A 22,736-nucleotide genomic window follows, 5' to 3' on the forward strand; every position below is an offset into this window, starting at 1 on the left:
TAATCGTTGCTAAGATACGCCATCATGAATGCATCTTCAGGCGCGGAAGTCCGCCAGCACATCCTGAATATCGCGAAGCCGATCATGCTCCACAAGGGGTTTTCGGCGGTCGGTCTGAACGAGATTCTCGCCGCGGCGGGTATCCCGAAGGGCTCGTTCTACCATTACTTCGGCTCGAAGGAGGCGTTCGGCGAGGCGCTGCTCGAATCGTATTTCGAAGGCTATCTCGAGCACCTCGACAACCTGCTCAAGCACCCGGCCGGCACGGGCGCGCAGCGCCTGATGACGTACTGGGGCAACTGGCTGCGCACGCAGTGCGCGGACGATCCGGAAGGCAAGTGCCTCGCGGTGAAGCTCGGTGCGGAAGTGTCCGATTTGTCGGAGGCGATGCGCGCGGTCCTGCGGCGCGGCACCGGCCAGATCATCGAGCGGCTCGCGGGCGGGATCGAGGCCGGGTTGGCCGACGGTTCGCTGGGCGGCGTCGACGATCCGGCGCATACGGCCGCGATCCTTTACGAGCTGTGGCTGGGCGCGACGCTGCTGGAGAAGATTCACCGCGACCGCAAACCGCTCGAACGCGCGATGCTCGAAACACGGCGGATGCTGAACCTGCCGTCCTTCGAGCCCGACGGAGTGCAGTCGTAATGTGGGCGCGCGCAGGCGCGCCTTGTTTTTTGCGTGAGCGCTAGACGACTGGTCTACTTACGCTGAAGTCACATTGTTTTACCCGCGAGGCGGCGGCCCGGCCGCCGGCTGATTCGCCGGCAAGGCCGCAGCCTCGCGCATCACGGTTGTCCAACGTTGATCCGATCGTGCCCGTGCACGTCCCTTCCTGTTGACGGAGGTTCCCATGCCGCAAGGCAAGGCAGCAAACCGCAGAATCATCCTGAACGCGCGCCCGGTCGGCGCGCCCACCCCGAACGACTTTCGTCTCGAAACCGGCGACGTACCGGTGCCCGGCGCCGGCCAGGTGCTGCTGCGCACGATCTGGCTGTCGCTCGACCCGTACATGCGCGGCCGGATGAGCGACGCGCCGTCGTATGCGCCGCCGGTCGAGCTCGGCGACGTGATGGTCGGCGGCACGGTCAGCCGTGTCGTGGCGTCCAACCTGCCCGCGTATCGCGAAGGCGACCTGGTCGTCGCGCGCGGTGGCTGGCAGGACTATTCGCTGTCGGACGGCAGCGGTCTCATTCCGCTCGGCCGCGACTTCGCGCATCCGTCGCATGCACTCGGCGTGCTCGGCATGCCGGGGTTCACCGCGTACACCGGGCTGCTGAAGATCGGCGAGCCGAAGGCCGGCGAAACCGTGGTCGTCGCCGCCGCGAGCGGGGCGGTCGGTGCGGTGGTCGGCCAGATCGCGAAGCTGAAGGGCTGCCGCGTGATCGGCGTCGCGGGCGGCGCCGACAAGGTCGCGTACGTGAAGGGCACGCTCGGCTTCGACGATTGCGTCGACCACCGCGATCCGCAATTCGCCGCCCGGCTGAAGGAAGCCTGTCCGAAGGGTATCGACGTCTATTTCGAGAACGTCGGCGGCGCCGTGTTCGATGCGGTGTGGCCGCTGCTCAACGAGCATGCGCGCGTGCCGGTATGCGGGCTGATCGCCCATTACAACGACACCGCGTTGCCGGCCGGCCCCGATCGCCTGCCGCTGCTGATGGGGACGATCCTGCGCAAGCGCATCCGGATGCAGGGCTTCATCATTTTCGATCATTACGCGACGGGCTACGCGCAGTTCCTGACGGAGATGAGCGAGTGGCTCGCGCAGGGCAAGGTGAAGGCGCTCGAGGATGTCATCCCCGATCTCGCCGATGCGCCGAACGCGCTGATCGGCTTGCTCGCCGGCAAGAATTTCGGCAAGGTCGTCGTGCGCGTGGGTCCGGACGAACTGGCCTGACACCGGCGCAAGACGACACACGACGATTGCACGCTGGCGTCGCGAGACGCCGGCTTGTGGCATGCTCGATTCCGTTTCGAAAGGAGTGACAAAGATGGCGCTTCACGTGATTGCTTCCCTGTTCCCGAAACCCGAACACGCGCAGGCCGCCGAGGCCGAATTGCGCAGCATGGTCGCCAAGACGCGCGTCGAGCCGGGCAACCGGCGCTACGACCTGTTCCGCGAGCAGGACGGTTCGCCGAACCTGCACCTGTACGAGATCTACGACGACCAGGCCGCGTTCGACGCGCACCTCGCCAGCCCGCACTTCACGGAATTTCGCGTGAAGTCGGCCGACTGGTTCGCGGCGCCGCCCGTCATCAAGGTGCTGTCGGGCATCGACGTGGCCGAGTAACGACGCGGTACCCCCCGTCACGGCCCGTTCTCGCCCGGGACCGTACGGCAGCCGTCACGCATGACGCAACGGCGACGACAACGACAACGCGGCGCAGCGCATCGTTCGCGCCGCTTCCCCAATACACCGCCCCCGGAGGCTGAATGGTCACCCTCAACATCAACGGCGAGAACCGCACGGTCGACGCCCCCGACGACATGCCCCTGCTGTGGGTCCTGCGCGACGTCGTCGGCCTGACCGGCACGAAATTCGGCTGCGGGATCGCACAATGCGGCGCGTGCACCGTGCATCTCGACGGCGTCGCCGCACGCGCGTGCGTGCTGCCGGTCGCGGCCGTCGCGGGCCGCAAGATCACGACGATCGAAGCCGTCGGCGCGACGCCGGCCGGGCAGAAGGTCCAGCAGGCATGGCGCGAGCTCGACGTCGTCCAGTGCGGCTACTGCCAGTCCGGGCAGGTGATGGCGGCCACCGCGCTGATCGCATCGAACCCGAACCCGAGCGACGCCGACATCGACGCGGCGATGGCCGGCAACATCTGCCGCTGTGGTACCTACAACCGGATTCGCGCGGCGGTCAAACACGCCGCGAAGGGGGCATGAGATGAAACAGCCCCCACGCTCACTTTGTTCGCTGCCCCCCGAGGGGGCGGTCAGCCTCCTTGAGGCGGCTCTGCGGAGGCTGACATGTCGCGAGGACTGATCGAAGCAGGTCGGGCCGGCGCGGGCGTGTCGCGCCGTACGTTTCTCAAGGCGGGCATGGCGCTCGGCGCGGCGGCGGGCGGTGGCCTGCTGCTCGGCTTCAGCATGCCGGCGGCGGGCGATGATGCACGGCGCTCGGTGATCGGCGGCGATGCGGACGAAAGCGCGCGCGCCGGTGTATTCGCGCCGAACGCGTTCGTGCAGATCGACCGCGCCGGCAAGGTCACGCTGGTGATGCCGAAGGTCGAAATGGGCCAGGGCGTCTACACGGCGCTGCCGATGCTGATCGCCGAGGAACTCGAGGTGCCGCTGTCGAACGTCACGCTCGACCATGCGCCCCCGAACGAGAAGCTGTTCCTCGATCCGCTGCTCGGCGGCCAGCTGACGGGCGGCTCGACGTCGGTGCGGTACGCTTGGGAACCGCTGCGCCGCGCCGGCGCGACCGCGCGCACGCTGCTGGTTTCGGCGGCGGCGAAGCAATGGAACGTCGATCCGGCCACCTGCCGGGCGGCGAACGGCGAAGTACAGCACACGCCGAGCGGCCGGCGCGCATCGTACGGCCAGCTCGCGGACGCCGCGTCGAAGCTGCCGGTGCCGAAGGACGTCGCACTGAAGCAGCCGGCCGATTTCAAGCTGATCGGCAAGCCGGTGAAGCGGCTCGATTCGCCGGAGAAGGTCGACGGCACCGCGCAGTTCGGACTCGACGTGCGCGTGCCCGGCATGCTGTATGCGGTGATCGTGAACAGCCCGGTGTTCGGCGGCACGGTCGCGAGCGTCGACGACACGGCCGCGAAGAAGATCCCCGGCGTGCGCCAGGTGGTGCGCGCGGACAACGCGGTCGCGGTGGTCGGCGATCACACGTGGGCCGCGAAGCGCGGTGCGTCGGCGCTCGTCGTGAAGTGGAACGAAGGCGCGGGCGCGAAGGTGTCGACGAAGGACATCGTCGCCGATCTCGCGCAGGCCGCCGCGAACGGGAAGGGCGCGGTCGCGCGCAAGGACGGCGACGTCGGCCGCGCGTTCGCGAACGCGAAGACGCGCATCGATGCCGTCTACGAACAGCCGCTCCTTGCGCACGCAACGATGGAGCCGGTGAACTGCACGGTGCACGTGCGCGGCGACGGCTGCGAGATCTGGGTCGGCACGCAGGTGCCGACGCGGGCGGTCGACACCGTGCAGAAGCTCACGGGTCTCGCGCCCGACCGGATCGTAGTGCACAACCACCTGCTCGGCGGTGGTTTCGGCCGACGGCTCGAAACGGACATGATCGGCCAGGCCGTGAAGATCGCGAAGCAGGTCAACGCGCCGGTGAAGGTCGTGTGGACGCGCGAGGAAGACATCCAGCACGACATGTATCGCCCGTATTACTACGACCGGATCTCGGCCGGCCTCGACGCGAACGGCAAGCCGGTCGCATGGCAGCACCGGATCGTCGGTTCGTCGATCCTCGCGCGCTTTGCACCGCCGGCCTTCAAGGACGGCGTCGATCCCGACGCGGTCGAGGTTGCCAACGACCTGCCGTACGACCTGCCGAACCAGTTGATCGACTACGTGCGCCAGGAACCGCGCCACGTGCCGACCGCGTTCTGGCGCGGTGTCGGGCCGACCCGCAGCACGTTCGTCGTCGAGAGCTTCATCGACGAACTCGCGGCGCAGGCCAAGACCGATCCCGTCCAGTACCGCCGCGCGCTGCTCGACAAGACGCCGCGTGCGCGCAACGTGCTCGACGTCGCGACGAAGGCGGCCGGCTGGGGCACGCCGCTGCCGAAGGGGCAAGGGCGCGGCGTATCGGTGATGCACGCGTTCGGCAGCTTCTTCTCGATCGTCATCGACGTCGCGGTGGAAGGCGGCGAGGTGCAGGTCAAGCGTGCCGTGTGCGCGGTCGACTGCGGGATGGCCGTGAATCCGAGCACGATCGAGGCGCAGGTGCAGGGCGGCATCATCTTCGGGATCACGGGCGCGCTGTATGGCGAGATCACGATCGAGGACGGCCGCGTCGTGCAGAGCAACTTCACCGACTACCGGGTGATGCGCATCAACGAGACGCCGCCGATCGAGGTTCATCTCGTCAAAAGCGCCGAGGCGCCGGGCGGAATCGGCGAGCCGGGCACCGCGGCGACCGCGGCTGCCGTGTCGAACGCGATCTTCGCGGCGACCGGCACGCGGCTGCGCAAGCTGCCGGTCGGCAACCAGCTGAAGACGGCTTGAGGGGAGGACACGAACCATGCGAAACCTCACCTCGAATCTTCCGAACCGCCTGAGTCGCGCCGCTCGCACGTTCGGCACGTCGTTGATCGCGCTGTCCGCACTGATGGCCGGCACGGCGGCGCACGCCGCGCAAGCGGCGGCCGCCGACAGCGCGCTGGTCGCACGCGGCGCGTATCTCGCGAAGGCCGGCGATTGCGTCGCGTGCCACACCGCGCCGCGCGGCACGCCGTTCGCCGGCGGCCTGAAGATGGTCACGCCGATGGGCGCGATCTACACGACCAACATCACGCCCGACCCGGACACGGGCATCGGCGGCTATACGGAAGCCGATTTTGCGAACGCGTTGCGCAAGGGCGTCGCGAAGGACGGCCACAACCTGTATCCGGCGATGCCGTATCCGTCGTACGCGAAGCTGAAGGACGACGACGTGAAGGCGCTGTACGCGTACTTCATGCACGGCGTCGAGCCGGTGAAGCAGGCGAACCGGGCGTCCGACATCCCGTGGCCGCTCAACATGCGCTGGCCGCTCGCGTTGTGGAACATGGTGTTCCTCGATACGACGCCTTATGCCGACAAGCCTGCCAAGGACGCGATGTGGAACCGCGGCGCGTATCTCGTGCAGGGGCTCGGGCACTGCGGATCGTGCCATACGCCGCGCGGTGTCGGCTTCCAGGAGAAGGCGCTGGACGAGGGCGGTGCGGCGTTCCTGTCGGGCGCGCCGATCGACAACTGGTTCGCGTCGAACCTGACCGGCGAGCACAATACCGGGCTGGGCCGCTGGAGCGATGCGGATATCGCGCAATTCCTGAAGACCGGCGCGAACCGGCATGCGACCGCGTTCGGCTCGATGGTCAGCGTGATCAACCACAGCACGCAGGAACTGACCGACGACGATCTGGCGGCGATGTCCCGCTACCTGAAATCGCTGCCGGCAGCGGGCGGCACGGGCGCGCCGCCTTACCGTTATGAGCCGAAGGCGACGCAGGTCGTGTTGGGCCGGCCGGCGAACGATCCGGGCGCAAAGGTGTATAACGCTTACTGCCTGCATTGTCATGGCGCGGACGGCCGCGGCTACGCGCCGCTGCTCGCGCCGCTCGCCGGCAACCCGAACGTGCTCGAGGCCGATGCCGCGTCGCTGATCAACGTGACGTTGAACGGCAGCGAGTCGCTCGTGATCGGTGGCGTGCCGTCCGCGTACCCGATGCCGGCGTTCGCGAACCAGCTGAACGACCAGCAGATCGCCGACGTGCTGACGTTCATGCGCGCCGGCTGGAACAACGGCGCGCCGGCCGTGCAGGCGGCGGAGGTCGCGAAACTCCGCAAGGCGACGGCGGCCGCGCGCTGAGCGCGGCCGACCGTGGCGGACGACGACGGGCATGCGTGCCGCACGCCGTCGTCGAACATTGTGCCGGGTGCAGGGCGCCCGGTGGCGCAGCTCTTTCTGTCAACCGGCGTGCGGCCGTTCGCGGCCGCGCGCGTTTTATCGACGTAAAACTGGGGTGTCTGGATGGCTAACGTGACTTATACGGATACGCAACTGCTGATCGACGGCGAGTGGGTCGACGCCGCGAGCGGCAAGACGATCGACGTCGTGAACCCGGCGACGGGCAAGGCGATCGGCAAGGTGGCTCACGCGGGCATCGCCGATCTCGATCGCGCGCTGGCCGCGGCGCAGCGCGGTTTCGAAGCATGGCGCAAGATGCCCGCGCACGAGCGTGCGGCGACGATGCGCAAGGCGGCCGCGCTGGTGCGCGAGCGCGCCGACACGATCGCGCAGCTGATGACGCAGGAGCAGGGCAAGCCGCTGACGGAAGCGCGTGTGGAAGTGCTGTCGGCCGCCGACATCATCGAATGGTTCGCGGACGAAGGCCGCCGCGTGTATGGCCGGATCGTGCCGCCGCGCAATCTCGGCGCGCAGCAGACCGTCGTGAAGGAGCCGGTCGGACCGGTCGCGGCGTTCACGCCGTGGAATTTCCCGGTCAACCAGGTCGTGCGCAAGCTGAGCGCCGCGCTCGCGACCGGCTGCTCGTTCCTCGTGAAGGCGCCGGAAGAAACCCCGGCATCGCCGGCCGCGCTGCTGCGCGCGTTCGTCGACGCGGGCGTGCCGGCCGGTGTGATCGGTCTCGTGTACGGCGATCCGGCGGAAATCTCGTCGTACCTGATTCCGCATCCGGTGATCCGCAAGGTGACGTTCACGGGCTCGACGCCGGTCGGCAAGCAACTCGCGGCGCTCGCGGGCCAGCACATGAAGCGCGCGACGATGGAGCTGGGCGGCCACGCGCCGGTGATCGTCGCCGAGGACGCGGACGTCGCGCTGGCGGTGAAGGCCGCCGGTGGCGCGAAGTTCCGCAACGCGGGCCAGGTGTGCATCTCGCCGACGCGTTTCCTCGTGCACAACAGCATCCGCGACGAATTCACGCGTGCGCTGGTCGCGCATGCGCAGGGGCTGAAGGTCGGCAACGGCCTCGAGGAAGGCACGACGCTCGGCGCGCTGGCGAACCCGCGCCGGCTGACCGCGATGGCGTCGGTCGTCGAGAACGCGCGCAAGGTCGGCGCGAGCATCGAGACGGGCGGCGAACGGATCGGCTCGGAAGGCAACTTCTTCGCGCCGACCGTGATCGCGAACGTGCCGCTCGAAGCGGACGTGTTCAACAACGAGCCGTTCGGCCCGGTCGCGGCGATCCGCGGTTTCGACAAGCTCGAGGATGCGATCGCCGAAGCCAATCGCCTGCCGTTCGGGCTGGCCGGCTATGCGTTCACGCGTTCGTTCGCGAACGTGCACCTGCTGACGCAGCGCCTCGAAGTCGGGATGCTGTGGATCAACCAGCCGGCGACGCCGTGGCCGGAAATGCCGTTCGGTGGGGTGAAGGATTCAGGCTACGGGTCGGAAGGCGGGCCGGAAGCGCTGGAGCCGTATCTCGTCACGAAGTCGGTGACGGTGATGGCGGTCTGACGACCGCGTGGTCGCGTGCGTGCCGCCGTTTGGGCAGTGCGCACGCGGCATGGCGTTGGCGAAGGCCGGGTGTTCTGCCCGGCCTTGTTTTTTCTGATTCGCTCACCGTCGGTCACCGCGGCGTCCAGTTTCGCCCGGATCATGAGCACTCGATCGCCACGGTGTTGGTCGACCGGCTGAGCCTGATCTCGCCCAGGTAGGCGCTGTCGCCCAATTCGCACTCGCGCCAGGCATTGCCGAGGGCATGCCGGATATGGACTCGGTAGAGGCCGCTACCCCTGGCCAGGCCGTCGAACCGGAAATCGCCGAAGCCGTCCGAGACGGTTTCGGCTACCTGCCGATTACCTGCATATAAGGCGACAACCGCATCCGTGACACACTCGACCACGTCTCCTGCCTGGGCACTGACACTTCCGCCGACGAAGCACGTTTCCCAACGCTCGAGGCCGCTATACCACACGCGGGGTTTCGTGCTCAGGTTGGGTCGCAATACCTTGAGTCCCTCGCGCCTGGCCTTCTCGGCCATCGCCGTGTCATCGAGCTTGACCGTCTCGAAGACATCGGTGGGGCACGACTGCTGACAACGCGGGCGAGACCAGCCCTGGTCGAGCAAATGCGCATCGAAGATCCAGATCTGCGGCAGTTGCAGTTCTTCGTTCCACACGATCGCCTTGTAAGGGCACGCCTTGACGATGTCCTTTCGGCCTCGCGCCTTGTCCGGATCGATGATGACGATGCCGTCGGCGCGCTTGCGAATGGCGCTGCCGCCCACACGCATGCAGGGCGCGTCGTCGCAGTGGTTGCACATGACCGGCAGATAAGTGGTCTCGATCATGTGCGAAGCACCCTGTACACGACGCAGGATGCGGATGGGGCTCTCGGCACTGGCCGAAGCGGGTGCCGCGTAGCCGGGGAAGTCATTGCCGACGTGCTCGTCCCGCGCGGCGATCACACAGTTCTGGCAGTTCTCGCAACGGCCGACGTTGATGATCAGGTTCCACTTGCTCATTTGACATTCCTCACGCTGCGCGACCGAGCATGAATGCCTCGGCACCGCGCCATTTCTCGACCTGCACCAGGCAGGAATTCGGGCTCATGCTGCTGGTGCCGGCGGTCTGAGGCCGGTCGGGGGTCAGCATGTTCATGCAGCCGCCGATCTCGACTTGCTCGCCATCGATTTCGATCAGCTGAAATTCAGCGCTCGCCTCATAGGATTTCACCACTCCGGCGTTCACCAGGGGCGAGACGTCGGCCGCACAGATCACGGCGCCGCGGTCGTTGTGTACTTTGACGAGATCGCGATGGGCGATGCATCGAACAGCGGCGTCTGCCGGGTTGAGCCTCAGCAGCCAGAACCGGTGCCCCGCGATCAGCGCGCGATGATCGTCGATGCCGTTCACGGCAGAATTCTTGCCGTCACCGTGGGTATGAAAGCTGTACCGGCTGTGGGTGGCGATCAGTTGCAGCGGGTAGCGCCGGGCCAGGTCCGAGCGCAACCCCTCCCAGGAGGGGATATATCGGTTGAGCGGTGGGCGCTCCGGATTGTCCGCGGTGTGCCGCTTCAGCAACTCGGGCACGAACTCCAGCTTGCCGCTCGGCGTCTGCAGGCCCTTGCCGAACCGCTCCGAGAACTGTGACGGCAGCGGATGAGGTTCCGGCAGGTCCTTCTTCCTGTCTTCCGCATACCAGCGCATGTCCACGGGATGGCGCAGTTCGGGCTTTTCGGGCGGCACGACGAAATAGCCCTTGCGGCAAAATTCGCGCCACGAAATGTGATCGGGCAGATCCGACGAGTCGAAGACGCGCTTGACCCAGTCGAGATCCCCGCAGCCTTCGGTGAAAATGCCACCCAGGCCCAACCGGGTCAGCATGGCAGTGAAAATGTCGTAGTCGGAGCGGGACTCGCCCAGGGGTTCGATGCACTTGTGCTGCAGCGTCAGCATGCGATGGTTGACCGTGCCATACCCGTGGTGGGCGTAGCCGCCCGAATTCGCCCATTCTCCGATGTCCCAACGCTCCAGCGAAGTGCACGCGGGCAGGATGATGTCGGCGAACTGGGCTTCGCCTTCCATCCAGATCGACTGATTGACGACGAACTCGATGCTCGAGTGCCGGTAGGCCTGCGTCCAGCGTCCGGAATTCGTCACGGTACTGAACGCGGATCCGCCGTAGCGATAGATCATGTGGATCGGCGAATAGCCGGGCATCGGGTACGTGAACGGCGCAAACTGGGCTTCCTGGGACATGCCGTCCCAGAGATAACCGGTGGCGTGACCGTTGAGAATCGCATCGGGCATCTGCTGTCGCGGCACCATTTGCTTGACGGGATTCATGGTCAGGATATGCGGCATGCGCTGGTAGTTGTCCACCGCATTGGCGGTCCACGCCAGGTCGCCTGAAATGCCGCCGTCCGCGTAGCCGGGGAAGTAGAACTGGAGATCGTGCGGGACGCCGATTTCGAGGCAGCCGAAATTCACCCCCGGCTTGCCCCAGCCCTGCATGGACATCATCATGATCATGCAGCGCGCCCATTGCGCGCCGGTCGCCCCGCGGCCCGCGCCGCCGAATCCCGCGCCGGTCATCCCGACGGCGAGATGCACCTTCTTCTTCCCCCACAGGCGCGCAAGCGCACGGGCGTCCTTGGCCGGCACGCCGGTCTCGCTCTCCTGCCACTCGGGCGTCTTGGGGGTACCGTCGGTTTCGCCCAGCAGGTAGGCTTTCCAATCGTCGAAACCGGTCGTGCGGGTCGCGACGTAATCCTTGTCGTACAGGCCCTCCACGGTCCAGACGTACATGATGGCGGTCGCCAGCGCGGCATCGGTTTGCGGCCGGATCGGGATCCAGCGGCCGCCCAGCAGCTGTGCGGTGGGATTGCAGTGCGGGTCGATGTGAACGAACTCGATGCCGAGCTCCTTGGCCCACAGGCGGCGCGGGGTTCCCTCGAATCCTGCGTAGGCTCCGTTGGTACTTTCGGGGTCGCAGGACCAGAAGACGATCATTTCGGCTTCCTTGAGACCGTCCTCGAGGCCGCCGTAGCCGGCGGGCACGCCGACGCGCATCGAGTTTCCGAAATGATGCATGGCGCCCCAGTACCAGCCTTCCCAGCTGTCCGGATTCGCGGCGACCCGGGTGAAGCCGATCAGGTTGGCGAAGCGCGTCAGCGCGCTGAGGTAGTAGCCGACGTTGCCCCACTGGTGGTGGGACGACATCGGGAACGTGATGGAACCGGGGCCGTGAACACGCTTCTGCCGGTTGATCTCCTTGGCGACGATGTCCAGGGCCTCGTCCCAGCTGATGCGCACATAGCCGGACTTGCCCCGGTTCTGCGGATTGCGCTCGCCGTCCGGGTCGAAGTCGACCCGTTTCATCGGGTGAAGGATGCGCTTGTCGGAGTAGACCAGCGACTTGAGGGTCAACGCGTGGGGCGCGACCAGTCCGCGCCGTGGCGGGCTGAAGCGGCGTCCGCGTGCCTCGATTACCCAGCTTGACGCATCCGTATCGTCCAGCTCGATGGGCGTCACGCGGACGATGCGGCCATCCTTGACGTAGACGAACAGGGGCCCGCCATTGGTACAGGTGGTGTAGCGTCGGGTGCCGTCGCGCATGGGCGTGCCCATCGTCAGGCCGACCGTGCGCATCATGCTCAGGGTCTGCATGAGCCAAACCAGCAGTTCGTCCTCGCCCTCGGTGACCACCTTGAAGTTCTTGGCGGCGTGGACGATTTCGCCCTGGTCCGGGTTCGGGGAAAGGAACTTCAGGGCGGTGGCGACGTCCTTGAAGGCCATGCGCACATCGGGCCGCGCATGCTTGCCGGCGCGCGACCGAATGCGGCCATTCCTGAACTCGATGGCGCGACCGATGCTTTGATCCATGAGTCCGATCCACGCGACGAGATTGCGCTCCTTGAGGCGATCGCGATAGGCGGGGAAGCGGCGCGCCGTCAGGTCCAGAACCTTGGGCAATGCAAAAAGAATGGTCTTGAGAGCCTGTCGTTTCATCGTTCGATCCAAAGTGTTGCTTCCATGCGGGGGGCTGGCATCGGGGCGCACCCGCTAGAACGTGTAAGCGACGTTCAGGAAAACGTTGACGGGATTGAGTCGGAGCGTCGATGTGGAAACGATCTGCGTGCCGGTCGCGGTCTGTCCGTATAACGTGAGGTGGGTCTTCACCGGCATGTAGCCGACGGAAGCACCGACCGACCAGTGTTTGGTCATCGCGTAACTCGCCCCGAGCTCGAACACCGGGTTCCACGATGAACTGAGTGTCGCGCGCGCCGAGCCGCCCGGCCCGAAGCTGTCGGTGACGAACTGGCGATTGGTCGCCCGAACCTGGGTGAACCACGTGTAGTTGACGCCAAGTCCTACGTACGGACGGAATTTCGATTCAGCTGAAAACAGGTGATATCGAAGTTCGATGGCGGGCGGCATCGGCCTTGTCGTGCCGAGGGTTCCGTACTTCTGCAACGTCCCGTCACCGACCAGATTGACTGTCAGTGGCAGTCCGAACAGCATGGCGACACCAATGTTGTCGGTGACGTAGTACTCGGTGGTGATGCCCATCGTATCCGTCGAGCTGGCATGCGCCCCGGTACCACCCATTTGCTGATTCACCGTTACGCCGCCGACACTTTGCACGGTCAGGGGCGTCGCGTCGCCCTGGGGCGCGACGTGCAGCCATCCAACCGACGTAGTGATGCTTCCGGCCGTCTGCGCATCTGCGTTGTCGGCAAGTGCAGCCGTGCAGATGCAAACCATCGCACCTGCGAAACTCGTCGTTCGCCTCAATTTCATTTTGCGTCTCCTCTGTCTCGGTCCGATTAAAGAACTACAGTTGCTTTGGATACCTTATTGATAGTGACAAGCCGCTCTCGGAATTTGTGTTGTCGCGGCTAGTCACGCGCCTCCGTCACCGCAGATCTGTTGCTGCCGGTCCGGACGACCGAATGGGTTCCGCTGCGAACGAGATCGAGAACGCAAACGGAAAACGCCCCAGCACGAAGCGCGCGGCAGTCTCGAGCCCGGGATTGCTCAGCTCGACCGAGACCGACATTCCGCCGGAATCACTGGTCGAGACGTCGACTGATGCGCCGGGCGCTCCGCCCTGGTCCAATGCCGCGCGGAGTGCGTCACTCGTCTCGCGGCGCTTGAGTTCGGGTTTGAATATCTTGCCGACGCCGGTGAGCGGGATCGCCTCGACGATTCGGACGTGCTTCGGCAGGGCGGCGCGTTCCGCGATCTCCTGCTGCATGAACACTTCCAGATCGTGTTCGCTAGCCGTCATGCCCGGCTTGAGCTGAACATACGCGACCGGCAACTCGCCGGCATAGGCATCGGGGCGCCCGATCGCCGCTGCGATCTGGACTGCCGGGTGTCGATGCAGCGGTTCCTCGATCGTCGCCGGGTCGATATTGTGTCCGCCGCGGATGATCAACTCCTTCTTGCGGCCGGTCAGCCAGAAGTAACCGTCGATGTCGCAGCGGCCGAGGTCGCCGGTGTTGAGCCAGCGCTTGCCGTCGCCGAGATCGAGCCATAGGGCCTCGTTCTGGTCGGCACGCGTGTAGCCGGTGAACACGTTCGGCCCGGAGATGACGAGCAACCCCTCCTCGTTAGCCGCGCAGTCGCGCAGATACCGTCCCGCATCGTCCACGACGACCGCCTTCATCGCCTGGAAGGGGATGCGAAGCCCGATTGATCCCAGCCGACGCTCGCCGTTCGGCGGGTTGACGCTGCTCACGCACGTTCCTTCGGTCAGGCCGTAACCTTCGAGAATCCGGATACCCGTTTTTTCCTGGAAGGCCCTGAAGACGCCGACAGGCATCGGCGCGGCACCGCACAGGCCGTATTCGAGCGAGTCGATGACGTGATCCTCGGAGGGAATGTCGAGCAGCGAAGCATAAAGCGTCGGGACGCCACTGAAGAAATTGATGTGGTGATGTTCGACGATTTCCCAGAAGCGTTTGACGACGCCGTCGCCCCGGTAACCCTGCGGTGTGCCGAGCACGACATGGGCACCGCGCGAGAATGGCAGGAGGCCGGTCACCATCGCGGCGTTGACGTGAAAGAGCGGCAAGCCGCAAAAAGTCGTTTTGCCGGGGCCGATACTGTCGCCGAAGAACCGGCCGGCGCTCCAGGCATTCGCCACTTCGTTGCCGTGACTGCGCATCGCGATTTTCGGCAACCCGGTGGTTCCACCGGTACAGAAGTAAGAGGACATGTCGCCGGGTTGAATGCGGCGCGCATTGTCGAGCGCCGTACCGGATTCCTGCGCGATTGCCGTACCGAAGTCGTGGATCTGGATGTGCGCAGGCACGGCGCTGCGCAAACCGCCAGCGCCGTACAACTGCGCACACGCGTCGTGCTGGAGTGTGCGTGCCGCCGATTGCGCGATGCCCCGCACGCGATCGGCCAGGTTGACCAGCACGAGATGCCGCAGCGGCTCGACCTCATGAAGGATGTCCGCGACTTTTTGCCAGAGATCGGTCCCGGGAAATGGCGCGAGCGTCACGAGCACGCTGGCGCCGGCGGCTTTGAGCAGTTGACCGATCGCTTCGCCTTCAAGCAGCGGATTGATCGCGCAGACGATGCCGGTTGCCTGTCCGCCCCAGATCACGAAATGCGTTTCGGGCAGATTGGGCAGCACATAAGCGATCACCGACTGCGAATTCACACCGAGGCGCGCGAACATGTTGGCCGTGCGCGTGATGTCGCGAACCAGCTCGCGGTAGGTCCAGCACTCGGCGTCGCGGTGCGCGTCGGCGGTCATGAAAAAGGAAAGGGCGGGGGCGGACGGATCGATGGCCGCACCGGCGCAGATCATCTCGTACGTGCTGGCCGGAAGGTCCGGCGGAAGGCCCGGCGCTTCGATCGCCAGCACGTCGTCTTGGGTCGCGATGCCGTTCATGCTGCTTCGTCCACGATCTCGTTACGTTGCACGCCCAGGTCGATCGATCCGTCGCGGCTCGCGATCCGGGCTTCGACGATGTCTCCGGCCTTCAGATACTGCGCGCGCCCCGCCTGCACCTTCATGAACATCTTCCATTTGACGGATTCGGGGAAAAGCGCGACGGCCCGCTGCTTGAACGGCGACGGGATGCTGAGTGCGCAACCGGCCGGCGTGCCGGTCGCGAGCAGGTCGCCGGCGCGAAGGTCGTGCACGCCCGACAACTCGGTCAACGTTTCCGCCGGACCGTAGACGAGGTTCGATGTCGAGTCCTGCTGGCGCACCGCGCCGTTGACGGTCAACGTCAGGTCGAGCGCCTTCAGCTTCGGGAAGTCATGCCGCTCGAGCAGGCACAGATAGGGGCCGACCGGGCCGAACGTCCGGAAGCTCTTGCCCTTGTAGAACTGCATCTGCGGGATCTGGACATCGCGCGCGGAATAGTCGTTGACGATCACGGTGCCGGCGACATAGTCGTGCAGGTTCGCGTCCGTGATCTGCTGATGAGACGTGATGTCGCGTTTGAGGATGAGGCCGAGCTCGATTTCGTAGTCGAGAAACCGGACGTGCCGGGGTTTCACGACTCGTGAGTCGGCGGCGACGATGCAACTCGTCGCCTTCGTGAAGATCATGTTGAACTTTTTCGCGTCCGGATCCATGCCCGATTCGATCATGTGCCGACGGTAATTCGCCCCCTGGCAAACGAACTGCTGGTTGGCGGTCACCGGTGACAGCCACTCCACGTCCGACTCCGGAATCGTCGGTCCGTCGAGCGAGACGAGTCGTTCAACCGGATTCGCCGCGAGAAAGCTCGCGGTTGTCTCGAAGTCGCCGGGAATCGGCGTGACGGCGCCGTTGGCGACCACGCCCCATTGGGCGCGGCCATGATGCCGGAAGTGCAGGACATGCAGTGACATGAATGATCTCTCGTGAGTCGAATGGGCGGTTGGGGATCAGGCGAACAGCTTCGCCAGGGTCAGCAGCTTGCTGACCGTCAGATCGGGACTGCGGCGCAGGTTGCGGAACAGCGCCGCAAGGCTCGACGGCGTGAGCCGGGGCTTCGTGAAGCTGCGCGGCATCGTCGGGCCCCACTGCGCCATCGCTTCGCGGCTGACCGCGTGCACGCCCGTCGGCTCGTCGGCCGTGAACAGGTCGCCGTCGCAATAGTGTTCGTGCTTGTCGCCCCACGGGTCCTGCCAATAGTCGAAGATCTGGCTGCCGAGAATGTGTCGGCCGATGCCCCACGCGTGTGCCCACCCGTTGTCGCGGAGCGTGCGCTGGCCCATGCCGACGGCATCGGCGTCGACCAGTTCGTACGCGCTGTGGCTATAAGTCGGCACGAACCCCTGGGCGAGCGCGAGCGTATGGTGGTCGGCCGGCCGGTCGCCGAGATCGAGCCGCATGAAGGCAACCGCGGGTGAGCCGTCCGGGAGCACCTGGACATCGCTGGGGATGAACCCGAAATGTCGCGTGTACCACGCGCAGGTTTCCTGGTAGTCGGCGAGTTCGAGCACGACGTGTCCGAGCCGAATGACTTCAGGCGCGCTCGCCGGCGGCCGCTGCGTTTCGTTGATCCGCAACGGCGTGTCGACCGAGTTGAATGAAAGCGCGGCACGGTGCGGCAACGTGTCGGCCCGGGTCTGGCCGGCAATCGCGTCGACCCGAAAACCCGACGGATCGGCGAGCCGCACCCGGAGGCCGCCGCCTGGCCAATCCGATGCCTCGATCTCCGACGCGCCAGGGATTTTGGCGAGCGCCTCGAGATCGGCACGACTGTCGACCTGCAATCCGAAGCCTACGAAGCGGGCCTTCGGCGCGTGGCGAACGACATAACAGAAGTGTGCGCTGCCGGTTCCGCGCAGCAGCAATTGCGTGTCATCCCGCAGCACCGTTCGGAGACCGAAGTCGTTGAGAAAGTGCTCTGCTTCGTCGAGATCGGGGCGATCGAAGATCAGATAGGCGAGCGCCGATGCCTTCGTCGTGGGTTGCGGGTGGCGAGCCGGTTGTGGGGTGGTCAGTTTCATGGCGGATGACAATCAGGCAGGTCGAATGACAATCGCGAAGGCGGGCGCCGTCGCATCGAGGGGCTTGCCGCGCAACGGCGGGCATGCAATCTCACCGTCGCAGGACATCACTGGCCGGACCACGAATGTCGCGAGGTCGCTCGTCGATTTCGCATGGGAGCGGCGCGCCTCGCCGCCGGCGCCGTGACTGGCCGAAAAATGGCCCGATGCGGCGCCGACCGGCGTGAATCCTGCGATCAATACGCCGAGCATCGAAGGCAGCCCGCACTTCGGCGACGCGTGCGAGCTGTTGTGAATGGACGCGCTGGCGCCCGTGTGCATGTGTGTCTCCACCGTATCTCCATTCGTCGTTCGATCGGTTCTCGAGGCCGTGTTCTGCCGTCCTTGATGACATTAAAATCATAGATGATGACTTTGTCAATGTAGACATTTGAATCTATACTTGGGCACGAACAAGGATCGAAAACGTCATGACGAATACACCGAGCCGCCGCACACCAAAGCGCTCCGCTCCGGAAGCATCCAGTCCCGCGGTCGCCGAAGAGCGCGAGCCGCGTGGCGCGCGCCGCAAGCGGGAGACCCGTGCCCGCCTGCTGGATGCCGCGCTCAGACTGATGGCGGAGAAGGGCATGGAAGGCGTTGCCATCAACGAAATCACCGAGGCCGCCGACGTCGGCTTCGGCTCGTTCTACAACCACTTCGAATCGAAGGAGGCGATCTACGCGACCCTCGTGGAATCGGTATTCGAGGAGTTCGCGGATTCGCTCGATCGCCTGGCCAGCGGCTTGTCCGACCCGGCGGAGATCATTTCCGTCGCGGTGCGACATACGCTGATGCGCGCGCGGCGCGAGCCGGTGTGGGGACACTTCCTGATACGCGAGGGCTTTTCGGCGCGCGTCCTGACGCTTGGCCTGGGTCAACGCCTGCTGCGGGACATGGAGCGCGGTATCGCCGAGAAGCGCTTCGTGGTCGCCGACCCGTTCGTCGGCTTCCTTTCGGTTGGCGGTACGGTGCTCACCGCGATTGCCGCCGAACTCAACTTCGTCGCTCCGGGCGCACCGGCTGCCGGTGTCCTGAAGGAACTCGGATTCAACGGAGAGCATTTTCCGGAACGCACGGCGGCGACGCTGCTGCATACGCTGGGGCTCAAGCGCGCGGAAGCCGAGAAGATCGCAAGCCGGCCGCTGCCCGTTGTGGATGCGGCCGAGACGGCGCAGTGACGTAATGGGGTGACGCAGGCGGCGGCCAAGCCACCCCGTGCGCTCGTGTGGTACCCGGCCGCTAACTCGGGCGCCGGGCCTGGCGTGCACCGTTCAGCCCGCGCACGCATCGCGGTGTCCTGGGTCAGCTCTTCGTGCCGTGCGTACTACGCACCGGCACGCATCAGCGCAACGCCGAGCACTGCCGCCCATTCGGCCGACGATGGCATGCGCTCCGACGCGTCTGCCGTATCGCTTGCCGCAGTCGGCGGCGCCGGCTCGGCGTGCAGCCGGTCGACGATCTGCCGGATCCCGGCATCGCGCAGCGCGTACAGGTGCACCTCGACCCACAGCGGGAAACATTCCCAGCCGGTGGCGATGTCCGCGGAGCCGGCGGTGCGGGAGCCTTCGCGCTCATGCGCTGCCGGCCGCATTTTCGCCAGTAATTTCGGGCGGTCGCGACGCAGGATCTCGATCAACAGCTCGCGCTTGTGCCCGAAGTTCGCATAGAACGCGCCGCGCGTATAGCCAGCGCGTTCGACGATGTGCTCGACGGTCGTATCGGCGAAGCCGTTCGCGATGAAGCATTCGCGAGCGGCGGCGATGAGCCGTTCGCGGGTGTCGAGCCGGCGCTGCATACGGGTGAGGCGGGCGGGTTTCATCCTGAGCTGTCCGTGCAGTGGAAAGGGCTGAAGCGGCGCGATATCGCGCCGCGGGAAATGTCGCGTCGTCACGGCGCAGATTCAATCGTCGAGCGCGTCCGGCGCGCCGCGATCGACAGCGGGGCGTGCGATCGGGCGCCCGAGTGCGCCCGCGCGGCAATCGGCCGGCGGCGCGGCGTGCGCGGCCGCCGCGCGAATGCCCGCGGCGATCCCGAGCGCGAGCGCATCGAGCGCGCGACGCTGCGCGTCGACGAGTGCTTCGTAGCCCGTCGACGCACCGGACCGAACGATGCTGCGGCACGTCAGTGCCGGCTGTCCGGACCCGGAACTCACACTCCACGTCGCATCGAGCAGCACGTGCGATGCCGGCCAGGATTCGATTCGCTGGACGTCCACCGCGACCCGGTAGACGGGCGCGCCGTCCGGGTGGGCGACGCGATGAACATCGATCGTGCCGAGCCGGGACGCGACGCGCGTCGACAGTCCGCCGCGCATCTCGTCGCCGAGCGGCGCGGCCCAGCGCTCCTGCTCCAGGATGTCGGTCCGATCGGGGCCGCGTTGCACGACGAGCCGGTTGCCGTCCGCAGGCGCCACGACGTGCACGGCCTGGATGTCGATCAGCCAGGCGGGATGCGATGCGGCGGCCTCGGCACCCGCATCGTCCGCCACCGCGAGGGTATGGAAATGCACCGGCGGCGACGCGCACGCGCTCAGCACCGCGAGTGCGACGCACGTCGCGATGCGCGCCGGCATACGGAGACGACCGAACGAACGCGCTTTCATTGGCGGTCTCCCTTCTTGCCGAACAGCAGCGATTCGGGATGACGTTCCAGATAGTCCGCAAGCGCATTCAACGACTGCAGCGTTTGCGTGAGCGACTGCATCGCCTCATGAACGTCCGACTGCATCGGCGAATTCTGCCCCAACGTCGACTCTGCCGCGCTGAACGTGCGTTGCGCGGCGGCCAGCGTGTCGCGCGCCTGCGGCACGACCTGCTCATCGAGGTGACCGAACAACTGGTTCGCATGCGCGAGCGCGCCGTTCAGATTGTTGCCGATCCGGTCGAACGGCACCTGATCGAGCTTGCGCGCGATGTCGGCGATCTGCACCTGCAGTTCGTCGAGCGTGTTGGGCACGGTCGGCAGTTCCACCGGCGTGCGGCGCGCGTCGACGCTCGCGTGCGGCGCCTTCGGGAACATGTCGAGCGCCACATAGAGCTGACCGGTCAGCAGGCTGCCGGTACGCAACTGCCCGCGCAGCCCCTGGAGCACCAGGTGCTGGAGCAGTTCGTGGCCGCCGGCCGTATCGGGCGCGGGCAGCGCCGTATCGCTGTGTCGGCTCAGTCGTGACGGATACAGCGCCATCGCGACCTTCATGCTGAAGTTGCGCGTGTGTTCGTTGTACTCGATCCCGATGTTCGTGACCTGACCGAGCACGATGCCCCGCAGATCGACCGGCGCGCCGACCGACAGCCCGCGCAGCGACTGGTCGAAGCGCATGACGACCATCAGCGGCGTGCCGTCGGGGTCGCGCATCGCGTCGGCTTCGTCGGGGGCGAGCCGGAACGGCGTGTTGTCGGCTGCCTGCGGCGCGTCCGCTTGTCCGGGCGGCGACTGAAACGCGAGACCGCCGACGATCACGGTCGCCAGCGACTGCGTGTTGAGTTTCAGGCCGCTCGAATCGAGCCGAAGATCCACGCCGCTCGCGTGCCACCAGCGCGTATTGACGCTGACGTACTTGTCGTAGGGCGCTTTCACGAACGCCTGAACGTCGACGCCCGTACCGTCCTTGTCGAGCGAGAATCCCACGACCTGACCGACCTGCACATGCCGGTAGAACACCGGCGAGCCGATGTCGACCGAGCCCAGCGAGTCGCCGTGCAGCAGAAAGCGTCGGCCCTGCTGGTCCGCGGTGACGGCGGGCGGCGTCTCGAGACCGGTGAAATCGGTCTGCTTCTGCGACGAGCGGCCGAGATCCGCGCCGATGAATGCGCCGGAGAGCAGCGTGCCGAGGCCGGAAATGCCGGTGGCACCGACGCGCGGTCGAACGACCCAGAAGCGCGTGTCGCGGTTCGCGAAGCGCGCGGCGTCGTGCGTCAGCTGAATGCCGACGACCACGCGCTTGAAATCAGGGGTGAGCGTGATGGTCTGGACGGAGCCGATATCGACGTCCTTGTAGCGGACCTTGGTCTTGCCGGCTTCGAGGCCCTCGGCGTTGGCGAACGTGACCGTGATCGTCGGACCGTTGGCGGTGACGGTCCGGATCACGAGCGACAGCCCGATCAGCGCGCAAACGAGCGGCACGATCCAGACGAGAGACGGGATCCAGCGGCTGCGCGGCCGGATCTCGGGTGGCGAGAAATCGAAAGAAGACATCGTTTTGGAATTCGAAATAAAGCGGGCGCTTGCGCCGGTTCAAGGTTGGTGATGGGCGGCGGCGGGGCGGGGCGCGCCGTCCCAGATGAGCCGAGGATCGAACTGCATCGACGCGCACATGGTCAGCACGACCACGGCGCCGAACGCGAGCGCGCCGGGGCCGGGCGTGATGTCGGCGAGCGAGCCGAAATGCACGAGCGCGATCGTGAGCGCCACGACGAATACGTCGAGCATCGACCAGCGGCCCACGCGCTCGACCAGCCGATGCAGCCGGGCTCGTTCGAGCGGCCGCCATTGCACGCCGCGATGGGCGGCGATCGCCTGGAATGCGAGGGCCGCAAGTTTGAGCATCGGCACGAGCACACTCGCGATGAACACGATGACGGCGAGCGCCCAGTCGCCGGACGTCCAGAAGTACGCGACACCGCCGAGGATCGTGTCGTCCTCGGCCCGGCCGAGCGAGGTCGCGTGCATGACGGGCAACAGGTTCGCCGGGATATAGAGCAACGCAGCGGCAGCGACGAGCGCGCCCGTGCGCGCGATGCTGTGCGGACGGCGCGCGTGCAGCGGCGATCCGCAGCGCGTGCAGCGCTCGCCGCATGTGTGTGCCGGCTGCACGCGCGCGCAGAGGTGACAGGCGATCCATCCCGCGGCGCGGGCCGTCATGCCCGCCGATCCGCTGCTTTCCGCGGCCCGGGGCGCCGCATGTCGCGTCGTGTCGGGGCGGGGCGGTTTCGCACGGTCGGCATCGCCTGGCCGCAGTGCGACGAGTTCGTCGTGCGCTTCCCACAATCGGGCCGGTTCGATCGTCGACAGCACGCAGAGCATCACGGTAAGCCCGGCGAACGCGAATAGCGCGGGCCCGGCAAGCACGTGTGCGAGGCTCGTCAGTTTGACGATCGTGATGAGCACGCCGAGCATCAGCACCTCGACCATGCTCCACGGCCGCAATCGGTGAATGCCGCGCAGCACTTGCGCGAAGTGGCGCGGTACGCGGCCCGCGCGCAACGGCACGAGCAGGTACATCCATGCGGCCAGCTCCAGTATCGGAAACAGCATCGTCGTGCAGAACACGAGCGCGGCCACCAGCGGCTGACCGTTCGACCATAGCGCGCGAACCGCGTCACCGAGCGTCGCATGCGACGCGATGCCGGCCGCATCGAGCGCGACGATCGGAAAGGCCTGCGCGACGCAACACGTCACCAGCGCGGCGACCGTCAATGCGCACAGCCGGTCGAGCGAGCGGCGGCCGTGCGCCGCACCGCTCACGCGAGCGTGGCATCTCGGGCAGTGCGCCGTCAGCGCGCGCAGGCGCGGCGGACGCTGAATCAGCAGGTCGCATTCGTGGCAGGCGACCAGGTTGTCGGATTTCATCGGGAATCAACCATGCGGGTAA

The 22,736-nt window shown here is 66.3% G+C and carries 19 protein-coding genes; 8 read left to right on the plus strand and 11 right to left on the minus strand.

Annotation, left to right across the window (positions count from 1 at the left end; translation table 11 throughout):
- Nucleotides 1-24: 24 nt before the first annotated feature.
- From U4Z64_RS32970 to U4Z64_RS33000, 7 genes are all read left to right on the plus strand, one after another.
- A complete protein-coding gene (locus U4Z64_RS32970; RefSeq protein ID WP_044843116.1) occupies nucleotides 25-645 on the plus strand; it encodes a TetR/AcrR family transcriptional regulator in 621 nt (206 codons plus the stop codon).
- A 205-nt stretch (nucleotides 646-850) separates the two neighbouring features.
- On the plus strand, nucleotides 851-1,894 hold the full coding sequence (locus U4Z64_RS32975; protein WP_124519462.1) for an NADP-dependent oxidoreductase: 1,044 nt from the start codon (nucleotides 851-853) through the stop codon (nucleotides 1,892-1,894).
- Nucleotides 1,895-1,988: 94 nt separating this feature from the next.
- A complete protein-coding gene (locus U4Z64_RS32980) occupies nucleotides 1,989-2,288 on the plus strand; it encodes a putative quinol monooxygenase (protein WP_321822170.1) in 300 nt (99 codons plus the stop codon).
- A gap of 143 nt (nucleotides 2,289-2,431) precedes the next feature.
- Nucleotides 2,432-2,887: a (2Fe-2S)-binding protein gene (locus tag U4Z64_RS32985; protein ID WP_321795553.1), complete on the plus strand. Its 456-nt coding sequence runs from the start codon at nucleotides 2,432-2,434 to the stop codon at nucleotides 2,885-2,887.
- Nucleotides 2,888-2,971: 84 nt separating this feature from the next.
- Nucleotides 2,972-5,191, plus strand: coding sequence for a xanthine dehydrogenase family protein molybdopterin-binding subunit (locus U4Z64_RS32990; RefSeq protein WP_321822171.1), 2,220 nt, complete (start codon nucleotides 2,972-2,974; stop codon nucleotides 5,189-5,191).
- Nucleotides 5,192-5,207: 16 nt separating this feature from the next.
- Nucleotides 5,208-6,536 carry a cytochrome c gene (locus U4Z64_RS32995; RefSeq protein ID WP_321822172.1) on the plus strand — a complete coding sequence of 443 codons (1,329 nt, stop codon included), beginning with the start codon at nucleotides 5,208-5,210 and terminating at the stop codon, nucleotides 6,534-6,536.
- A 162-nt stretch (nucleotides 6,537-6,698) separates the two neighbouring features.
- Nucleotides 6,699-8,144, plus strand: a complete 1,446-nt coding sequence (locus tag U4Z64_RS33000) for an NAD-dependent succinate-semialdehyde dehydrogenase (RefSeq protein WP_321822173.1) — start codon at nucleotides 6,699-6,701, stop codon at nucleotides 8,142-8,144.
- A gap of 139 nt (nucleotides 8,145-8,283) precedes the next feature.
- Here the strand turns inward: U4Z64_RS33000 and U4Z64_RS33005 are convergent, their stop codons facing one another.
- From U4Z64_RS33005 to U4Z64_RS33035, 7 genes are all read right to left on the minus strand, one after another.
- Nucleotides 8,284-9,153, minus strand: a complete 870-nt coding sequence (locus U4Z64_RS33005) for a 4Fe-4S dicluster domain-containing protein (RefSeq protein WP_321822174.1) — start codon at nucleotides 9,151-9,153, stop codon at nucleotides 8,284-8,286.
- Nucleotides 9,154-9,163: 10 nt separating this feature from the next.
- A complete protein-coding gene (locus tag U4Z64_RS33010) occupies nucleotides 9,164-12,142 on the minus strand; it encodes a molybdopterin-dependent oxidoreductase (RefSeq protein ID WP_321822175.1) in 2,979 nt (992 codons plus the stop codon).
- A 54-nt stretch (nucleotides 12,143-12,196) separates the two neighbouring features.
- Nucleotides 12,197-12,934, minus strand: coding sequence for an OmpW/AlkL family protein (locus tag U4Z64_RS33015; protein WP_044843125.1), 738 nt, complete (start codon nucleotides 12,932-12,934; stop codon nucleotides 12,197-12,199).
- Nucleotides 12,935-13,049: 115 nt separating this feature from the next.
- Nucleotides 13,050-15,044 carry an acyl-CoA synthetase gene (locus U4Z64_RS33020; protein ID WP_321822176.1) on the minus strand — a complete coding sequence of 665 codons (1,995 nt, stop codon included), beginning with the start codon at nucleotides 15,042-15,044 and terminating at the stop codon, nucleotides 13,050-13,052.
- Nucleotides 15,041-15,997 carry a fumarylacetoacetate hydrolase family protein gene (locus tag U4Z64_RS33025; protein ID WP_321822177.1) on the minus strand — a complete coding sequence of 319 codons (957 nt, stop codon included), beginning with the start codon at nucleotides 15,995-15,997 and terminating at the stop codon, nucleotides 15,041-15,043. The genes U4Z64_RS33020 and U4Z64_RS33025 overlap by 4 nt, the downstream gene beginning before the upstream one ends.
- A gap of 36 nt (nucleotides 15,998-16,033) precedes the next feature.
- On the minus strand, nucleotides 16,034-17,104 hold the full coding sequence (locus tag U4Z64_RS33030) for a VOC family protein (protein ID WP_321822178.1): 1,071 nt from the start codon (nucleotides 17,102-17,104) through the stop codon (nucleotides 16,034-16,036).
- A 12-nt stretch (nucleotides 17,105-17,116) separates the two neighbouring features.
- Nucleotides 17,117-17,425 (minus strand): hypothetical protein, encoded by a 309-nt coding sequence (locus tag U4Z64_RS33035; RefSeq protein ID WP_044843129.1) that lies wholly within the window; start codon nucleotides 17,423-17,425, stop codon nucleotides 17,117-17,119.
- Nucleotides 17,426-17,574: 149 nt separating this feature from the next.
- Here U4Z64_RS33035 and U4Z64_RS33040 point away from each other — a divergent pair, with 149 nt between their 5' ends.
- Nucleotides 17,575-18,324: a TetR/AcrR family transcriptional regulator gene (locus U4Z64_RS33040; RefSeq protein WP_321822179.1), complete on the plus strand. Its 750-nt coding sequence runs from the start codon at nucleotides 17,575-17,577 to the stop codon at nucleotides 18,322-18,324.
- 146 nt (nucleotides 18,325-18,470) lie between these two features.
- Here the strand turns inward: U4Z64_RS33040 and U4Z64_RS33045 are convergent, their stop codons facing one another.
- The 4 genes from U4Z64_RS33045 to U4Z64_RS33060 form a co-directional block, all read right to left on the minus strand.
- The gene (locus U4Z64_RS33045) at nucleotides 18,471-18,965 is read right to left on the minus strand and encodes a helix-turn-helix domain-containing protein (RefSeq protein WP_321822180.1); all 495 of its coding nucleotides are present in this window, start codon (nucleotides 18,963-18,965) and stop codon (nucleotides 18,471-18,473) included.
- Between the two features lie 81 nt (nucleotides 18,966-19,046).
- Nucleotides 19,047-19,748: a PqiC family protein gene (locus U4Z64_RS33050; RefSeq protein ID WP_321822181.1), complete on the minus strand. Its 702-nt coding sequence runs from the start codon at nucleotides 19,746-19,748 to the stop codon at nucleotides 19,047-19,049.
- Nucleotides 19,745-21,340 carry an intermembrane transport protein PqiB gene (locus U4Z64_RS33055; protein ID WP_321810810.1) on the minus strand — a complete coding sequence of 532 codons (1,596 nt, stop codon included), beginning with the start codon at nucleotides 21,338-21,340 and terminating at the stop codon, nucleotides 19,745-19,747. The genes U4Z64_RS33050 and U4Z64_RS33055 overlap by 4 nt, the downstream gene beginning before the upstream one ends.
- 39 nt (nucleotides 21,341-21,379) lie before the next feature.
- Nucleotides 21,380-22,714, minus strand: coding sequence for a paraquat-inducible protein A (locus tag U4Z64_RS33060; protein ID WP_321810809.1), 1,335 nt, complete (start codon nucleotides 22,712-22,714; stop codon nucleotides 21,380-21,382).
- Between the last annotated feature and the right edge of the window lie 22 nt (nucleotides 22,715-22,736).

The sequence above is a fragment of the Burkholderia sp. BCC1996 genome (assembly GCF_905339955.1).
In the GTDB taxonomy this organism is placed as follows: Bacteria; Pseudomonadota; Gammaproteobacteria; order Burkholderiales; family Burkholderiaceae; genus Burkholderia.